Origin of the sequence: Neorhizobium sp. SHOUNA12A, assembly GCF_023006505.1 — a bacterium.
In the GTDB taxonomy this organism is placed as follows: domain Bacteria; phylum Pseudomonadota; class Alphaproteobacteria; order Rhizobiales; family Rhizobiaceae; genus Neorhizobium.
The window spans coordinates 75,274-90,819 of the sequence record NZ_JALBGV010000017.1 but is presented as its reverse complement, the minus strand read 5'-3'; the positions used below and the strand labels follow the sequence as shown (position 1 = coordinate 90,819).

9 protein-coding genes are annotated in these 15,546 nt (G+C 63.2%); all 9 read left to right on the top strand.

Annotated elements, in window-relative coordinates; translation table 11 throughout:
• Nucleotides 1–409 (top strand): HlyD family secretion protein (locus tag MOV63_RS10750; protein WP_247033703.1); only part of this gene is annotated, 409 nt, incomplete at its 5' end.
• Entirely contained in the window at nucleotides 406–1,359 is a 954-nt protein-coding gene (locus MOV63_RS10745; RefSeq protein ID WP_247033702.1) for an ABC transporter ATP-binding protein, read from the top strand. The genes MOV63_RS10750 and MOV63_RS10745, both read left to right, overlap by 4 nt.
• The gene (locus MOV63_RS10740) at nucleotides 1,356–2,522 is read left to right on the top strand and encodes an ABC transporter permease (protein ID WP_247033701.1); all 1,167 of its coding nucleotides are present in this window, start codon (nucleotides 1,356–1,358) and stop codon (nucleotides 2,520–2,522) included. Before MOV63_RS10745 ends, MOV63_RS10740 begins: the two co-directional genes overlap by 4 nt.
• Nucleotides 2,523–2,661: 139 nt before the next feature.
• Nucleotides 2,662–6,000: a DUF2126 domain-containing protein gene (locus tag MOV63_RS10735; RefSeq protein WP_247033700.1), complete on the top strand. Its 3,339-nt coding sequence runs from the start codon at nucleotides 2,662–2,664 to the stop codon at nucleotides 5,998–6,000.
• An 8-nt stretch (nucleotides 6,001–6,008) separates the two neighbouring features.
• Nucleotides 6,009–8,420, top strand: coding sequence for a circularly permuted type 2 ATP-grasp protein (locus tag MOV63_RS10730; protein WP_247033699.1), 2,412 nt, complete (start codon nucleotides 6,009–6,011; stop codon nucleotides 8,418–8,420).
• Nucleotides 8,420–9,301: a transglutaminase family protein gene (locus MOV63_RS10725; RefSeq protein WP_247033698.1), complete on the top strand. Its 882-nt coding sequence runs from the start codon at nucleotides 8,420–8,422 to the stop codon at nucleotides 9,299–9,301. Before MOV63_RS10730 ends, MOV63_RS10725 begins: the two co-directional genes overlap by 1 nt.
• Before the next feature lie 128 nt (nucleotides 9,302–9,429).
• On the top strand, nucleotides 9,430–10,665 hold the full coding sequence (locus MOV63_RS10720) for a TadE/TadG family type IV pilus assembly protein (protein ID WP_247033696.1): 1,236 nt from the start codon (nucleotides 9,430–9,432) through the stop codon (nucleotides 10,663–10,665).
• Nucleotides 10,666–10,864: 199 nt separating this feature from the next.
• Nucleotides 10,865–13,327 carry a glycogen/starch/alpha-glucan phosphorylase gene (locus MOV63_RS10715; protein WP_247033694.1) on the top strand — a complete coding sequence of 821 codons (2,463 nt, stop codon included), beginning with the start codon at nucleotides 10,865–10,867 and terminating at the stop codon, nucleotides 13,325–13,327.
• Nucleotides 13,327–15,537 carry a 1,4-alpha-glucan branching protein GlgB gene (glgB, locus tag MOV63_RS10710; RefSeq protein WP_247033692.1) on the top strand — a complete coding sequence of 737 codons (2,211 nt, stop codon included), beginning with the start codon at nucleotides 13,327–13,329 and terminating at the stop codon, nucleotides 15,535–15,537. Before MOV63_RS10715 ends, glgB begins: the two co-directional genes overlap by 1 nt.
• Nucleotides 15,538–15,546 lie beyond the last annotated feature (9 nt).

Below are 15,546 nucleotides of genomic sequence, written 5' to 3'. Positions count from 1 at the left end.
CAAGGCCGATCTCGCCTCGGCGCAGGCGGCGCTGGCCCGTCGCTCGGTTTCGGCACCCGCCGCCGGCAGCATCGAGACGCTCTATTACAGGAACGGCGAAGTCGTTCCCGCCGGCCGGCCGATCGTCGCGCTCCTGCCTCCCGAAAATGTCCGCATCCGCTTTTTCGTGCCGGAAACCGAGATCGCCCGCCTGTCGCTCGGTCAGCCGGTCCATGTCACCTGCGACGCCTGCCGGCCGTCCGACGCAAAAGTCAGCTTCATCGCCAGAAACGCGGAATACACGCCGCCGGAAATCTACAGCCTCGAAGAGCGCGCAAAACTCGTCTACCGCGTCGAGGCCATCCCGACCGATCCCAAGGCGCTCCGCCCCGGCCAGCCGGTCGACGTCCTGCCCGGGCCACGCCCATGACCGCCGCCGAAACCTACAAAGTCGACGCTCCGGAAACCGTGATCGACGTCCACCACCTGACAAAGAGTTTTGGCGGCCGCAAGGTAGTCGACGACCTCTCCATGTCGGTGAAGAAAGGCCGCATCCACGGCTTTCTCGGCCCCAACGGTTCCGGCAAGACGACCACCATCCGCATGCTCTGCGGCCTCCTGACGCCCGATAGCGGCAACGGCACCTGCCTCGGCTTCGACATCCTGACCGAAAGCGACCGCATCCGCCGTCGGGTCGGTTACATGACCCAGAAATTCTCGCTCTACCAGGACCTCTCCATCCGAGAGAACCTGGAATTCGTCGCTCGCGTCTACGGCCTCTCCGACGCTCGCGGCAAGGCGACCGCCGCCATCGAACGCCTCGGACTCAAGGGCCGCGAGAAGCAGCTGGCCGGCGAACTGTCCGGCGGCTGGAAACAGCGCCTCGCGCTCGGCGCCTGCATCCTGCCCGAACCGGCACTTCTTCTCCTCGACGAACCGACCGCCGGCGTCGACCCGAAGGCCCGCCGCGATTTCTGGAACGAGATCCACGCGCTTGCCGCCAACGGCCTCTCGGTGCTGGTCTCCACCCACTATATGGACGAGGCCGAGCGCTGCCACGAGATCGCCTATATCGCCTACGGAAAACTGCTCGCCGAAGGCACTGTGGACGAGGTGATCGCCGGCACCGGCCTCGTCACCTTCACCGTCTCCGGCCCGGGCGCCGACCGTCTGCAAGCGGAACTCGAACATGCACCCGGTGTCGACATGATCGCTCCCTTCGGTACCAGCCTGCATGTCGCCGGCCGCGATGCCGCGGCTCTCGAACAGGCGATCGCTCCCTATCGCGACAGGCCCGGCCTCAAATGGGAAAAGGGCGAGCCGACGCTCGAAGACGCCTTCATCGACCTGATGCGCCGCTCGGAGGACAATTTCAAATGACCCCGGCGCCCAGCAATACCAACGGTAATGGCTCTCCGGGCGGCAGCTCCTTCGGCCGCTTCTGGGCGATGACGGTCAAGGAGTTCATCCAGATGACCCGCGACCGCATCACGCTCGCGACCATGGTCATGCTGCCGATCATGCAGCTCTTCCTGTTCGGCTTTGCGATCAACACCACCCCGCACAACCTGCCGACCGCCGTGCTGATGCGCGAAAACAGCGATGTCGGCCGCTCAATCCTGGCCGCGCTGAAAAACACCGATTTCTTCGAGGTGAAGACCGTCGTCACCCGCGCCGAGGACATGGATGCCCTGCTGCAGTCCGGAAAGGCCCTGTTCGTCGTCGAAATCCCCGAAGGGTTCGAGCGGTCGCTGCGCCGCGGCGATTCGCCCTCGCTGCTGGTCGCGGCAGACGCCACCGATCCGGTCGCTGCCAGCTCGGCGCTCGGTGCGCTCTCCGGCATCATCTCGACCGCGCTCGAAAACGACCGCCAAGTCACCTTCACTGAGCCGGTAAAGCCCGCCTTCCAGATCGTCCAGCACCGCCGCTACAACCCCGCCGGTTCCTCGACCTTGAACATCGTCCCCGGCCTGCTCGGCACGATCCTCACCATGACGCTGCTGATCTTCACCGCCCTTTCCGTCACCCGCGAGGTCGAGCGCGGCACGATGGAGAACCTGCTCTCCATGCCGATCAAGCCGCTGGAGATCATGCTCGGCAAGATCGCGCCTTACGTGCTGATCGGCCTCATCCAGGCTCTGGTGATCATCGGCGTCGGCGTCCTTGTCTTCCGGGTTCCGATCCTCGGCGATCCCCTGTCGCTGACCGCCGCGACCGCCCTCTTCGTCATCACCAACCTGTCGATCGGCTACACCTTCTCGACGGTTGCCGCCAACCAGCTTCAGGCCATGCAGATGGCGATGATGTTCTTCCTGCCGAACATCCTTCTCTCCGGCTTCATGTTCCCCTTTGCCGGCATGCCGAACTGGGCGCAGTGGATCGGCGAGGCGCTGCCGCTCACCCACTATATCCGCATCGTCCGGGCGGTGATGCTGAAGGGCGCCAGCATCGAGACCTTGGCCTATGACACGCTGGCGCTCGCCGGCCTGATGGCCGTCGCCATGCTGATCGCGGTCCGCCGTTTCCGCCGCACGCTGGATTGAAGACTGCAAACCCTACGTATTTCACCGGTATTGCCGCATCGCGATAAGCTTGGAATACGCCTTGCTTTATTCTCGTGCATTGCACAAAATCCCGGCAACGATCATCGATCGGTCAGCGTAAAGGCCGGCAAGGGGAAGTATGTCGATCAAGGCGAGTATCTACCACCTTACCCATTACATGTACGACAAGCCCGTCCGTCTCGGACCGCAGATCATCCGCCTCAAACCGGCCGCCCATTCGCGCACCAAGGTGCTCAGCCATTCGCTGAAGGTGACCCCCTCCAATCACTTCGTGAACCTGCAGCAGGACCCTTACGGCAATTACCTCGCCCGCTTTGTCTTTCCGGACCCCGTCACCGAGTTCAAGATCGAGGTCGATCTCGTCGCCGACATGACGGTCTACAATCCCTTCGACTTCTTCGTCGAAGAGGACGCGATGAAATGGCCGTTCAGCTATCCGCCGGAACTGGTCGAGGACCTGTCGATCTACATGGTGCCGGAGCCGCCGGAACCGGCGCTCGTCGACTACCTCAAGACCTTCGACATGTCCCCGGGTCAGCCGACGGTCGACATGATCGTCGGCATCAACGCCCGCCTGCAGCAGGCGATCGGTTATGTCATCCGTATGGAGCCGGGCGTGCAGACGCCGGAACAGACGCTGACCTCCGCCATGGGGTCCTGCCGCGACACCAGCTGGCTGCTTGTCCAGATCCTGCGGCATCTCGGCCTCGCCACCCGCTTCGTCTCAGGCTACCTCATCCAGCTCACCCCGGACCTGAAGGCGCTCGACGGTCCCTCCGGCACCGAAGTCGATTTCACCGACCTGCATGCCTGGTGCGAAGTCTATCTTCCCGGCGCCGGCTGGGTCGGTCTAGACCCGACTTCCGGGCTTCTGACCGGCGAAAGCCATATCCCGCTGGCCGCCACCCCGCATTTCCGCAACGCCGCGCCGATATCAGGCGGCTATTTCGGAGAGGCTGACACCTCCTTCGCCTTCGACATGAAGGTCAACCGCGTCGCAGAACATCCGCGCATCACCAAACCCTTCTCCGATGAGTCGTGGGATGCGCTGAACGACCTCGGCGAACAGGTAGACCGGGTGCTGAAGGCGCAGGATGTACGCCTGACGATGGGCGGCGAGCCGACTTTCGTGTCGATCGACGATTTCGAATCCGGCGAATGGAACACCGATGCCGTCGGCCCCACCAAACGCGAAAAGGCCGACATCCTGATCCGCAAGCTGCGCGAGCGTTTCGCGCCCGGCGGCTTCATGCATTACGGCCAGGGCAAGTGGTATCCGGGCGAAACCCTGCCGCGCTGGACCTTTTCGCTCTACTGGCGCAAGGACGGCCGGCCGATCTGGACCAATCCCGACCTCGTCGCCGAGGAGGGCCGCGATTACGGCATCGGCGAACAGGATTCCGCCAAACTCCTGACCGGCATCGCAAGCGAACTCGGCATTGCCCCGGACATGGTCGTACCGGCCTATGAGGATCCGGCGGAATGGATCATCAAGGAAGGCAACCTGCCGGACAATGTCGATCCGTCCAATTCCAAGCTCAAGGATCCGGAGGAACGCAACCGCATCGCCCGTGTCTTCGAACGCGGCCTGACCAGTGCCAGCGGTTATGTCCTACCCGTCCAGGCATGGAACGCGCAGGCCACCGGAAGCTCGGCCGCTAAGCGCTGGATCAGCGAGAGGTGGCGCACCCGCCGCGGCAAGATCTTCCTCGTGCCCGGCGACAGCCCGGTCGGTTACCGCCTGCCGCTCGGCACCCTGCCCTATGTTCCACCGTCGCAGTTTCCCTATATCCACGAGGCCGACCCCTCGATCCCCCGCCAGCCGCTGCCCGAGGCGATCATCCCGGCCGGCCGCGCCATGCCTGAATCCTCGTTCAAGGCAGGCGACGCCGCTAATCCCGGCCGCGTCGAGCAAACACTCGGCGAAATCGGCGGCGCGGTGCGTACCGCGATTTCGGTCGAAGCCCGCGACGGCCGGCTCTGCGTCTTCATGCCGCCGGTCGAAAAGATCGAGGACTATCTCGAACTGATCGCCGCTGCCGAAAACGCCGCCACCGCACTCGGCCTTCCCGTCCATATCGAAGGTTATGCGCCGCCGCATGACGAGCGCATCAACGTCATCCGCGTCGCACCGGATCCCGGTGTCATCGAGGTCAACATCCATCCGGCCGCGAGCTGGAAGGAGACGGTGTCGATCACCACCGCGATCTACGAAGAAGCCCGCCAGAGCCGGCTCGGCGCTGACAAGTTCATGATCGACGGCCGCCACACCGGCACCGGCGGCGGCAACCATGTCGTGGTCGGCGGCGCCAACCCGAACGACAGCCCGTTCCTGCGCCGCCCCGACCTGTTGAAGAGCCTGGTGCTCCACTGGCAGCGCCATCCGTCGCTCTCCTACCTGTTCTCCGGCCTGTTCATCGGCCCGACCTCCCAGGCGCCGCGCATCGACGAGGCCCGCCACGATTCGATGTACGAGCTGGAAATCGCGCTTGCCCAGGTGCCGGCGCCCGGACAGGGTGCTCCGCCACTGCCGTGGCTGGTCGACCGCCTGTTCCGCAACCTTCTGACCGATGTCACCGGCAATACCCACCGCTCGGAAATCTGCATCGACAAGCTGTTCTCGCCGGACGGCCCGACCGGACGGCTCGGCCTCGTCGAGTTCCGCGGTTTCGAAATGCCGCCGAATGCCCGCATGTCGCTTGCCCAGCAATTGCTGGTCCGGGCGCTGATCGCGCGCTTCTGGAAGAACCCGCTGCAGGGCCGGGTCGTGCGCTGGGGAACGGCGCTCGCCGACCGCTTCATGCTGCCGCAATATGTCTGGGCCGACTTCATGGACGTCCTCCAGGACCTGCGCGAAAACGGCTTCGACCTGCGTCCTGAATGGTTCGAGGCGCAGCTTGAATTCCGCTTTCCCTTCTTCGGCGAGGTCGAATACGAAGGTTCCAAGCTCGAACTGCGCCAGGCGCTCGAACCCTGGCACGTGATGGGCGAGCAAGGGGCGATCGGTGGCACCGTGCGTTATGTCGATTCGTCGGTGGAACGCCTCCAGGTCCGGCTCGAAACCACTAACCCGGCCCGCTATACCGTCGCCTGCAACGGCCGTGCCGTGCCGCTCAAGGGCACCGGCACGTCCGGCGTCTCGGTTGCCGGCGTCCGCTTCAAGGCCTGGCAGCCGTCCGCCGGCCTGCACCCGGTCCTGCCGGTTAATACGCCGCTCACGTTCGACATATATGATACATGGTCCGGCCGTTCGATCGGCGGCTGTATCTATCACGTTGCCCATCCGGGCGGGCGTAGTTATGACACCTTCCCGGTCAACGGCAACGAGGCGGAAGCGCGCCGGCTCGCCCGGTTCGAACCATGGGGGCATACCGCTGGAAGTTATACGCTTCTGGCCGAAACGCCCTCACCCGAATTCCCGCTGACGCTCGATCTGCGCCGGCCGCAAGGAGTCTGAAACGCCCGATGTCCAAGACGCCGGCAACCGAACGCAAGGCAAAAGAGGGGATCGCGCGCGATCCCCTGCTTGGTTATGCGGCGCTGCCGGGCGTTGCCGACGAGATGCTCGACGCGAACGGCCAGATCCGGCCGGTCTGGCGCAACCTGATCTCGCATCTCGGCCGCATGACCGAGGGCGAGCTGCGTGAGCGTTTCGCCCGCGCCGACCGTTACCTACGCGATGCCGGCGTTTTTTACCGCACCTACGGCGCCCAGGGCAGCGGCGAGCGCAACTGGCCGATCAGCCATGTGCCCGTCCTCATCGACGGCAAGGAATGGGAGACGGTCTGCAAGGGCCTGACCCAGCGCGCCAACCTTCTGGAAGCGTTGATCGCCGATATTTACGGTGAGAACAAGCTGGTGCAGGAGGGTTTCCTGCCGCCGGCGCTGATTGCCGGAAACTCCGAATTCCTGCGCCCGCTGGTCGGCGTCAAGCCGGTTGGGGGCCATTACCTGCATTTCTGCTCCTTCGAGATCGGACGCGGCCCGGACGGCAACTGGTGGGTGCTTGCCGACCGTACCCAGGCGCCGTCAGGCGCTGGCTTCGCGCTGGAAAACCGCGTCGCCACCACCCGCGCCTTCTCCGATATCTATGCCGAGAGCCATGTCCATCGGCTGGCCTCCTTTTTCGGCGCCTTCCGCGATGCGCTGCAGTCTCACAAGCAGCACCCCGACGACCGCATTGCCGTGCTTTCGCCCGGTCCCGCCAACGAGACCTATTTCGAACACGCCTATATTGCCCGCTATCTCGGCTTCATGCTGCTTGAAGGCGAGGACCTGACGGTCGTCAACGACCGCGTCATGGTTCGCACCGTCGCCGGCCTCAAGCCGGTCGGCGTGCTCTGGCGCCGTCTCGATGCGGCTTACGCTGATCCGCTCGAGCTCAACCAGCATTCCCATATCGGCACCCCCGGCATGGTCCAGGCGCTACGGGCCGGCGCGCTGACCTTCGTCAACGCGCTCGGCTCCGGCATTCTCGAAACTCGTGCGCTGCTCGCCTTTGCCCCGACCGTCTGTCGGCGGCTGATCGGCGAGGACCTGATCATGCCCTCGATCGCCACCTGGTGGTGCGGGCAGAAAAAGGAACGCGAGCACGTCGCCAAGAATATCGAGCGGATGGTCATCGGTCCCGCCTATTCGCGGTTGCCCTTCTTCGACGACAATGGCCAGTCGGTGCTCGGCTCGTCGTTGCGCAAGACGGCCAAGGAAACGGTCGGCGAATGGCTTGCGACCGAAGGCGCCAAATTGGTCGGCCAGGAGGTGGTGACGCTTTCCACGACGCCCGTCTATGTCAACGGCAAGCTCACCCCGCGGCCGATGTCGTTGCGCGTCTTCGCCGCCCGCACCGAACACGGCTGGCAGATCATGCCGGGCGGTTTTGCCCGCATCGGCGCCGGCGACGACGTGGCGGCGATCGCCATGCAGTCCGGCGGGGCTGCGGCAGACGTCTGGATCGTCAGCGACAAGCCGGTCGCGAGGGCGACGCTTCTGCCGCCCGAGGAGAGTTTCACCCGCAACATGCCCGGCAGCCTGCCGAGCCGCGCCGCCGACAATCTCTATTGGTTGGGGCGGTATATCGAGCGGGCCGAAGGCGCACTGCGCATCCTGCGCGCCTGGCACCAGCGTTATGCCGAATCCGCCGATCCGAACGCGCCGCTGCTCGCCGACGTCACCCGTTACCTCAAGGGCACCGACATCGAGATGGTGAAGGCGGTGCCTGCAACGCTTTTGCGCAACATCGACAGCGCCATCTATTCGGCGAGCAATATCCGCGACCGCTTCTCGCCGGATGGCTGGCTGGCGCTGACCGATCTTGCCAAGACCGCCCGCCGCTTCCACGACACCGTGCATGCAGGCGACGACGCCTCGCATGCCATGACCATCCTCCTGCGCAAGCTCGCGGGCTTTGCCGGTCTGGTGCATGAAAACATGTACCGTTTCACCGGCTGGCGCTTCCTGTCGATCGGCCGTCATCTCGAACGCGGCATGCACATGACCCGCCTGCTCGGCCACATGTCCGGCCCGGATGCGCCGGACGGCTCACTCGACATGCTGCTCGAAATCGGCGACAGCGTGATGACCCATCGCCGCCGCTACAACGTCGCCACCGCGAGGCTGACGGTCGCCGACCTCCTGGGGCTCGACCCGCTCAATCCGCGCTCGATCCTCTTCCAGCTGAACGAGATCCGCACCGAGGTGGAACAGCTGCCGAACGCCTTCGTCAACGGTCAGATGTCGCCCTTCTACCGCGAGGCGATGCGGCTGCATTCCGGCCTTGCGGTGATGACCCCGGAAGGGATGAGCGAGGATACCTACCGCAAGCTCGAACAGGAGATGGAGAAGCTGTCCGATATTCTCGGCCAGACTTATTTCAGCTGATGCTCTACGATCTCTCGCTTCACATGGGTTATACCTACGACGTGCCGGCCTCGGGCGCCCGCCACGTCATCCGCCTGCTGCCACTGTCGCTGCCCGACCGGCAGCGGCTGATCGCCGGCTCGATCACCGTCGGCCCGAATGCCGAGGAGCGGACCACCTTCATCGATTTCTTCGGCCAGTCGGCGACCTCCGTGCTGCTGCGCGCGCCGCACGAAACGCTCGACATCCGCATGCAGGCCCGGGTCATGGTGGAAGCCACCTCGATGACCGCGGACCTGTCGCCGGAACTGACGACGCTCGCCGACGAGCTGGCGGATTTCTGGTCGGTCGATGCCGCCTCGCCCCATCACCTGACGGGTGCAAGCCCGCGGCTTGCCGAAGAGCCGCTGATCGCCGCCTATGCCCGCGAGATCGCCAGGCCCGGCCAGACGGTGCGCGAGATCGCCCTCGCCGTCTGCGCCCGCATCTACAAGGACTTCACCTACGACGCCAAGGCGACCAATGTCGACACCACGCCGAAAGAGGCCTTCCGGCTGAAGCGCGGCGTCTGCCAGGATTTCACCCATATCATGATCGTCGCGCTCCGCAGCCTCGGCATTCCGGCCGGGTATGTCAGCGGCTTTCTGCGCACCATTCCGCCGCCGGGCAAGGAACGACTCGAAGGCGCCGACGCCATGCACGCCTGGGTGCGGATCTGGTGCGGCGAGACCATGGGTTATATCGAACTCGATCCGACAAACAACATTCCGGCCGGCAGCGACCACATCGTCGTCGGTTACGGCCGCGATTATTCCGACGTCGCCCCGGTCATCGGCATGCTCAAAGGTTACGGAAACCAAAAAGCCGAGCAAGCCGTCGACGTCATTCCACTGAAATCATGAAATCCCGCCCCGTTTTGGCGCTGATTCCTGTGGTCCGCTAAAATTGCAACGAATGGTTTAAACCTTCCTATACCCGCCAGGAATACACCGGAGATGTTCAAATGAATTGAACGGATCTGGGGGCTATGATGAGGCACACGCTTTTTAGGCGGTTGGTGAAGGACCGCGCAGGTAATTTCGGCATCATAACGGCAGCCATGCTTCCTGTGCTGCTGGCTGTAGGCGGTGTCGCGGTCGATCTGACCCACGTGATGGAAGAAAAGAACAAGCTGCAGGCGCTCGCCGACAGCGCCACGCTCGCCGCCGCGGCCGCCATGGCCGACAAGGGCACCATGACGGTTGAGGAGGCTCAGACCCTCGCCAAGAATTTCCTGCTTGGGCCCAAGAAGGCCGACATCCGGAACTCCGGCCTGCCTACCGCTGAGCAGGACGCCGCGATCGCCAAGATCGAGAAAGACACCACAGCCCTTGCGACCATCGCGACGACCTCGAACACTGCGGCCAGTTACGAAGTCAGCATGAAGTCCGCCTATGAGGTGCCGCTGACGGGGCTGACGTCGTTCGTCGGCTTCACCACCATGCGTGTCAGCGTCGACAGCAAGTCTGCGAGCGGCCGCGAAGGCAATGCGCTCTCCATGTATCTGGCGCTCGACGAATCGGGCTCGATGGCCTGGGATACGACGACGGTCGACCCGACCAACCCCACCAAGCAGGAAAGCTACGACTGCTCCACCGGCTGGCAGTACAAGACCTGCACCAGGACCGTGCCGAACTACCTGTCCAAGATGCTGTCGCTGAAGACCGCGGCCGCAGTGATGTTCGCGGAACTCAAGAAGGCCGACCCCGGCAACGAGCTGATCCGCGTCGGCGCCGACAGCTACGACGACAAGACCAAGACTGAGCAGAAAATCGACTGGGGCACAACCGCCGTGTCCACCTATGTCAACAAGCTGCCGGCCGTCCCGGACGGCGGTACCGACGCCAGTGGCGCGATGACCAACGCCGTCAACGCGCTGAAGGCCGCCAATGCCACCGAAAAGACCGCGCACGACAGCAAGAAGAACACCTCTTTCGAGCGTTTCATCGTTTTGATGACGGATGGAGAAATGACCGGCAACAGCTCGAGCTGGAACAAGACGCTGGATACCAAGGTGCGTGGCATCTGCGATCAGGCCAAGACCGACGGCATCAAGATCTACACGATCGCCTTCATGGCCCCGGCCAATGGCAAGAGCCTGCTCGAATACTGCTCAAGCGGCAAGGCCGAATATTATTACGAACCGGACGACATGACGACGCTGGTCGAGAGCTTCGGCGAGATCGCCCGCAAGGCCGCCAAGACGGGTACCCGCCTGACCAACTGAACCTGCCTTCCAGAAAGGCCGCAAAAACGCCCCGCCCTCACCGGCGGGGCGTTTTTCGTTGGTCTTGTCCAGCCGATACACGCAAAGATAAATCGGTCATTGCGCAGTGTCATAACGGTGCATAAACTGTCTCTATACATCATGCCAGATGGACTGAATCGGACGCCCTTCCTCCCGCTCCCCAGAAAGTTGGCGACATATGAACAACACGTCTTCTCCGGTCGAAATTCCTCAGCCGGCCCCCCGCAGCTCTCGCCCCGAAATCATGGCGGAAGAGATCATCGAGCGCCTGACCTACCGTATCGGCAAGGACGCGAAGGTGGCCAAGCCCCACGACTGGCTGACCGCCACCATCTTGGTTGTGCGCGACCGCATCATCGACACCTGGATGGAATCGACCCGCAAGGTCTATCGGACCGGCGGCAAGCGCGTCTATTACCTGTCGCTTGAATTCCTGATCGGCCGCCTGATGCGTGACGCGGTCAGCAACATGGGCCTGATGCAGGAAATCCGCGACGCGCTGTCTTCGCTCGGCGTCGACATCGACGTGATTGCGGTTCTGGAACCGGATGCCGCACTTGGCAACGGCGGCCTCGGCCGGCTTGCTGCCTGTTTCATGGAGAGCATGGCGACCGTCGACATTCCGGCCTATGGCTACGGCATCCGCTACGTCCACGGCCTGTTCCGCCAGCAGATGGCTGATGGCTGGCAGGTCGAGCTTCCGGAAAGCTGGCTCGCCCACGGCAACCCCTGGGAATTCGAACGCCGCGAAAGCTCCTACGAGATCGGCTACGGCGGCACGGTCGAGACGGTCGGCGGTTACGACGAGACGCCGCGTTACGTCTGGAAGCCGGCCGAACGCGTCATCGCCATGGCCTATGACACGCCGGCCGTCGGCTGGCGCGGAAAACGCGTCAACACGCTGCGCCTCTGGTCGGCCCAGCCGATCGACCCGATTCTGCTAGATGCCTTCAACGCCGGCGACCACATCGGCGCCCTGCGCGAAAGCAACAAGGCCGAAAGCCTGACCCGAGTCCTCTACCCGGCAGATGCCAACCCGGCCGGCCAGGAACTGCGCCTGCGCCAGGAGTTCTTCTTCTCGTCGGCCTCGCTTCAGGACATCCTGCGCCGCCACCTGCAGCAATATCCGGATTTCACCAATCTGCACGAGAAGGTCGCGATCCAGCTCAACGACACCCACCCGGCCGTGTCGATCGCCGAGCTGATGCGCCTCCTGACCGACATCCACGGCATGGATTTCGAGCAGGCCTGGTCTGTCACCCGCCAGACCTTCTCCTACACCAACCACACGCTCTTGCCGGAAGCGCTGGAAACCTGGCCGGTGCCGCTGTTCGAACGCCTTCTGCCGCGCCACATGCAGATCGTCTATGCGATCAACGCCCTGATCCTGATCGAGGCGCGCAAGCAGAAGAGCTTCTCCGATACCCAGATCCGCTCGATCTCGCTGATCGACGAAAGCGGCGACCGTCGCGTCCGCATGGGCAACCTTGCCTTTGTCGGCTCCCATTCGGTCAATGGCGTCTCGGCCTTGCACACCGACCTGATGAAGGTCACGGTGTTCGCCGACCTGCACACGATGTATCCGGCCCGCATCAACAACAAGACCAACGGCATCACCCCGCGCCGCTGGCTGATGCAATGCAACCAGGGTCTCACCTCGCTCATTCAGGAAGCCATCGGCGACGAGTTCCTAGACAATACCGATGCCTTGAAGGGGCTCAATGCCCATGCCGACGACAAGGCGTTCCAGGAGAAGTTCGCCGCCGTGAAGCGGGCCAACAAGGTGCAGCTCGCCAATCTCGTCGGCAGCCGCATGGGCATCCGCATCGATCCGTCGGCAATGTTCGATATCCAGATCAAGCGCATCCACGAATACAAGCGCCAGCTTTTGAACATCATCGAAGCCGTCGCCCTTTACGATCAGATCCGCTCGCATCCCGAACTGGACTGGGTCCCGCGCGTAAAACTGTTCGCCGGCAAGGCGGCGCCGAGCTATCACAACGCCAAGCTGATCATCAAGCTCGCCAACGACGTGGCTCGCACCATCAATAACGACCCGGCCGTTCGCGGCCTGCTGAAGGTCGTTTTCGTGCCGAACTACAACGTCTCGCTCGCCGAGATCATCGTTCCGGCCGCCGATCTTTCCGAACAGATCTCCACCGCCGGCATGGAAGCATCCGGCACCGGCAACATGAAGTTCGCTCTGAACGGCGCACTGACCATCGGCACGCTCGACGGCGCCAATGTCGAGATGCGCGACCATGTCGGCGAGGAAAACATTGTCATCTTCGGCATGACTGCCGACGAAGTCGCCAAGGTCCGCGAAGAAGGCCACCAGCCCCGCGCCATCATCGAGAAGTCGCGTGAACTGGCCCAGGCGCTCAACGCGATCGCGACCGGTGTCTTTTCGCCGGACGACCGCTCCCGCTTCACCGGCCTGATCGACGGCATCTACAATCATGACTGGTTCATGGTCGCCGCAGATTTCGACGCCTACGCGGAAGCCCAGCGTAACGTTGACCAAATCTGGTCCAACCCTAAATCCTGGTATTCGAAGACAATTCGCAATACCGCCCGGATGGGATGGTTCTCCTCGGACAGAACTATTCGTCAGTATGCGTCGGAAATCTGGAGAGCCTGATGAAAAAATCGCCGCGCGTCGATGACGGGAGAGCCCCAGGCGAGATTCCGTTATCCGAGATCGAGGCGATTTTGGAAGGCAGGCATACCAATCCCTTTGCCGTCCTCGGGCTCCACAAGCTCGGGGATGGTTTCAGGGTCCGCTGTTTCGTGCCCGGAGCGGAAGCGGTCACCGCCCTTTCGCTGAACGGCGCCGAACTCGGGGAACTGAAGCGCCGCCACGACGCCGGATATTTCGAAGGCGTCGTCAACGCCACCCATCTCCAGCCGATCCGTTACCGCGCCCGCCGCGGTGATGACGAATGGGCGGTGACGGACCCCTACACGTTCGGCCCGGTGCTCGGCCCAATGGACGACTATTTCGTCCGCGAAGGCTCGCATCTGCGCCTGTTCGACAAGATGGGCGCCCATGCCCTGAAACACGAGGGCGTCGAAGGTTTCCACTTCGCCGTCTGGGCGCCGAACGCCAAGCGCGTTTCCGTCGTCGGCGACTTCAACGGCTGGGACGGCCGCCGACACGTGATGCGGCTGCGCGTCGATACCGGCATCTGGGAAATCTTCGCCCCCGACGTACGGGCCGGCTCTGCCTACAAGTTCGAGATCGTCGGCAAGAACGGCAAGCTCCTGCCGCTGAAGGCCGATCCCTATGCCCGGCGTGCCGAACTGCGGCCCAACACCGCCTCGGTCACTGCACCCGAACTCTCCCAGAAATGGGATGATGCCGCCCACCGGGAATTCTGGGAAAAAGCGAACCACCGCCGCCAGCCGATCTCGATCTACGAAGTGCATGCCGGCTCCTGGCGCAAAAAGCCGGACGGCTCCTTCCTCTCCTGGGACGATCTCGCTTCGGAACTGATCCCCTATTGCACCGACATGGGCTTCACCCATATCGAATTCCTGCCGATCACCGAACATCCTTTCGACCCGTCCTGGGGTTACCAGACGACCGGGCTTTTCGCCCCGACCGCCCGCTTCGGCGAGCCGGAAGGGTTTGCCCGCTTCGTCAACGGCTGCCACAAGGTCGGTCTCGGCGTCATCCTCGACTGGGTGCCGGCGCATTTCCCGACCGATGCCCACGGCCTGCGTTTCTTCGACGGCACGGCGCTCTACGAACATGCCGATCCGCGCCAGGGCTTCCACCCGGACTGGAATACGGCGATCTACAATTTCGGCCGCAACGAAGTCCTCTCCTACCTCGTCAACAACGCGCTCTACTGGTCGGAAAAATTCCATCTCGACGGCCTGCGCGTCGATGCCGTCGCCTCCATGCTCTATCTCGACTATTCGCGCAAAGAGGGCGAGTGGGTACCGAACGAATATGGCGGACGCGAAAACCTCGAAGCGGTGCGCTTCCTGCAGAAGATGAACTCGCTTTCCTATGGCGCCCATCCGGGCGTGATGACGATCGCCGAGGAGAGCACGTCCTGGCCGAAGGTCTCGCAGCCCGTTCACGAGGGTGGCCTCGGTTTCGGCTTCAAGTGGAACATGGGTTTCATGCACGACACGCTGAGCTACCTGCAGCGTGAACCGATCCACCGCAAACACCATCACCACGAACTCACCTTCGGCCTCCTCTACGCCTACTCGGAGAATTTCGTCCTGCCGCTGTCCCACGACGAAGTGGTGCACGGCAAAGGTTCGCTGATCGCCAAGATGGCCGGCGACGACTGGCAGAAATTCGCAAACCTGCGGGCCTATTACGGCTTCATGTGGGGTTATCCCGGCAAGAAGCTGCTGTTCATGGGCCAGGAATTCGCCCAATGGAGCGAATGGAGCGAAGCCCGCTCGCTCGACTGGAACCTGCTCCAGTACCATCCGCACGAGGGCATGCGCCGCTTGGTGCGCGATCTCAATTTCTGCTACCGCTCGAAACCCGCACTGCATGCCCGCGACTGCGAGGGCGAAGGTTTTCAGTGGCTGATCGCCGACGACGCGGAAAATTCCGTCTATGCCTGGCTGCGTATGTCGCCGGGAGAAAAGCCCGTGGCGGTGATCAGCAGTTTCACCCCCGTCTATCGTGAGAATTTCCGTATCCCCTTGCCAATCGAAGGCAGATGGCGGGAAATATTGAATACCGACGCCGAGATCTACGGCGGCAGCGGCAAAGGCAATGGCGGTCGCGTTCACGCTGTGAACGCGGGAGGAACCATCCAGGCCGAAGTCACGCTACCGCCGCTGGCGACGATCATGCTCGAACTGGAACAAGCATAAGGGACCTTG

Bases quoted from the DNA above. Each gene is read 5' to 3' on its own strand.
- MOV63_RS10745 (WP_247033702.1), top strand. From the start codon at position 406: ATGACCGCCGCCGAAACCTACAAAGTCGACGCTCCGGAAACCGTGATC.
- MOV63_RS10740 (WP_247033701.1), top strand. From the start codon at position 1,356: ATGACCCCGGCGCCCAGCAATACCAACGGTAATGGCTCTCCGGGCGGC.
- MOV63_RS10735 (WP_247033700.1), top strand. From the start codon at position 2,662: ATGTCGATCAAGGCGAGTATCTACCACCTTACCCATTACATGTACGAC.
- MOV63_RS10730 (WP_247033699.1), top strand. From the start codon at position 6,009: ATGTCCAAGACGCCGGCAACCGAACGCAAGGCAAAAGAGGGGATCGCG.
- MOV63_RS10725 (WP_247033698.1), top strand. From the start codon at position 8,420: ATGCTCTACGATCTCTCGCTTCACATGGGTTATACCTACGACGTGCCG.
- MOV63_RS10720 (WP_247033696.1), top strand. From the start codon at position 9,430: ATGAGGCACACGCTTTTTAGGCGGTTGGTGAAGGACCGCGCAGGTAAT.
- MOV63_RS10715 (WP_247033694.1), top strand. From the start codon at position 10,865: ATGAACAACACGTCTTCTCCGGTCGAAATTCCTCAGCCGGCCCCCCGC.
- glgB (WP_247033692.1), top strand. From the start codon at position 13,327: ATGAAAAAATCGCCGCGCGTCGATGACGGGAGAGCCCCAGGCGAGATT.